Annotated in this window: 2 protein-coding genes; one reads left to right on the plus strand and one right to left on the minus strand. The window is 35.8% G+C overall.

Going from position 1 to position 2467, the window contains the following annotated elements; translation table 11 throughout:
• Positions 1-147: 147 nt before the first annotated feature.
• Complete coding sequence (locus tag ABT186_RS47470; protein ID WP_351763757.1) at positions 148-828, minus strand: IS6 family transposase; 681 nt, start codon at positions 826-828, stop codon at positions 148-150.
• 168 nt (positions 829-996) lie between these two features.
• Between ABT186_RS47470 and ABT186_RS47475 the strand changes: the two genes are divergently transcribed.
• Positions 997-2295: a polysaccharide deacetylase family protein gene (locus ABT186_RS47475; protein ID WP_014017385.1), complete on the plus strand. Its 1299-nt coding sequence runs from the start codon at positions 997-999 to the stop codon at positions 2293-2295.
• Positions 2296-2467: the final 172 nt, after the last annotated feature.

Here is a 2467-nt window from a genome sequence, read left to right on the forward strand (position 1 = left end):
ATATAAGCAAACTTGTTAAAGATATAAGTAAACTTGTCAAAAACAAAGTATGAAAAGTCCGTAAAAAATTAAGAAGCTCTCAATCATATAATTGGTTCTGTTGCAAAGTTTAAAAATCAAATACAAGGTTTATAATCCTTCTTGTTCTTAATCTAATATTCCCATTAAGACCTTAATCTCAGTAGATACCGAAAATCCGAAGAGCGTTCCATTTCTTCGGTTCTTTTTGTATATTCCTCGAATTGTTTCCATGCCCTTAATCGTGGTTGAGGCAGTTCGTAGACTTCGATAAAATTTATTGCGTCGTTTGATTGGTCGATGGTCTTGCTCAATGAGGTTATTGAGATACTTCACGGTTCGATGCTCTGTCTTAGTATATAAACCGTTACTCTGTAACTTTCTAAATGCAGAACCAATAGAGGGCGCTTTATCCTTGACAATTACTCTTGGTTGACCAAACTGTTTATGTAGTCGTTTCAAGAACGCATAAGCAGCTTGAGTATCCCGTTTCTTGCGTAGCCAGATGTCTAAAGTCAATCCATCCGCATCAATTGCACGATAGAGATAATGCCAACGACCTTTGATTTTGATGTACGTTTCATCCATTTTCCATGAATAAAAGGATTTTTTATTTTTCTTTTTCCAAATTTGATAGAGTAGTTTGCCATATTCTTGTACCCAACGATAAATCGTCGTATGAGAAACGTTAATGCCACGATCATATAAGATTTCTTGAACTTCACGATAGCTAAGGTTATAACGAAGATAGTAGCCCACGGCTACAATAATCACATCCTGCTGAAATTGCTTTTCTTTAAAATGATTCATCGTCATTCCTCCTGCTATCTTTTTCTATTATTCTACCTTATTTGATAGTAGATTTAAAACTTTGCAACAGAACCCTATATTCGTTACAATGGTTATGGGAAGTTTTTCAAAAGGTTAAGAAAAGCTTACGGGGATTTTTGAAATCAAAAAGTAGTAGGGGACGATAAAATGAAACATACACACAAAATCATATTGGCTGTCACTTCTGTATGCACTGTTATTATTCTAGGTGTAAGTATCTTTTTTGTTACACAAGCAGTAACAAACAATAAATTAGAAAACACTAGTCAAACAACTCAACACTCAAGCAGCAGCTCAAAACCTGTTGAAGATAAACAAACGACGAAACAGCTTGATCAAGCAAAACAGCTTGCTGCAAGTTATCATTATGATGAAGCCATCGCCTTACTTGAAAAAGACGACGCCAAAGAAGCGCAACAATTGTTAGCAACTTTGAAAAAAGAAAAAGAATCCTTGGTAAAATGGGAAGACCCGACCAAAATCTCACACGTCTTCTTTCATAGTCTGATTGTTGATCCAGCTAAGGCTTTTCATACCCAGCAAGCACAAGGGTATAAAGATTATATGGTCACTATTTCCGAATTCAATAAAACCATTGATCAGTTATATAAAAATAACTATGTTCTTGTTAATCTAAATGGATTAGTCAAAAAAGGAACAGATGGAAAACTGACCTTTACAGGTGTTTCTCTTCCAGAAGGAAAGAAACCGTTAATTCTTTCGCAAGACGATGTCAGCTATTATGAATACATGGACAATTCAGGATTTCCAAGTAAGTTGATTGTCGATAAACAGAACCAAATCAAGAATATTTATATCGACAATAAGAAGGAAACTGTTGGTGACTATGATATGGTTCCATTGATCGATTCATTCATTAAAAAACATCCCGATTTTTCTTATCAAGGCGCCAAAGGAACATTAGCTTTAACAGGCTATAATGGTGTATTAGGTTACCGTACATCAAAATCAGAATATGGTGATAACGAAAAAACAAACAAAGAAATCGAAGCAGCCAAAAAAGTTGCTGATCAATTAAAGAAAGATGGTTGGAGTTTTGCTTCTCATACTTGGGGACACTTGAATATGACACAAGCTTCTTTAGCCGATATCCAACAAGATAATGAACGTTGGCAAAATGAAGTTGCACCTATTTTAGGCAAAACAAATATTTTGATCTACCCATTTGGCGCTGACATCAGCGATTGGCAACCTTATTCTGAAGCAAATCAAAAATTTGCTTACTTGAAACAACAAGGATTTGATATCTTCTGCAATGTCGATGCCTCAACTCCTGCATGGGGACAACTAGGAACTGACTACTACCGTAACGCCAGAATCAATATTGACGGTATCCGTTTCGAAGCTGACCTAAAAGGAGAAAATCCAATACTTGATCAATTTATCAACGTCAAAGAAGTGTATGACCAAAAAGATCGAGGATAGAGGTTGTGAAAGAAGCGTCCAGCTCCGAGCAAATAAGAACTAGATTTCTAAAATAGTTTCTCATATTTTGGAAATCTAGCGCTTATTGCTGAGGAGTTGCTTCTTGAACACCGTGGATAAGGTTATAACGAATATAGTAGCCCACGGCTACAATAATCACATCCTGCTGAAA

Origin of the sequence: Streptomyces sp. NPDC001634 (genome assembly GCF_040298185.1) — a bacterium.
Lineage (GTDB): Bacteria > Actinomycetota > Actinomycetes > Streptomycetales > Streptomycetaceae > Streptomyces.

Coding starts and splice junctions, on each gene's coding strand:
- ABT186_RS47470 (WP_351763757.1), bottom strand. CDS start 828: ATGAATCATTTTAAAGAAAAGCAATTTCAGCAGGATGTGATTATTGTA.
- ABT186_RS47475 (WP_014017385.1), top strand. CDS start 997: ATGAAACATACACACAAAATCATATTGGCTGTCACTTCTGTATGCACT.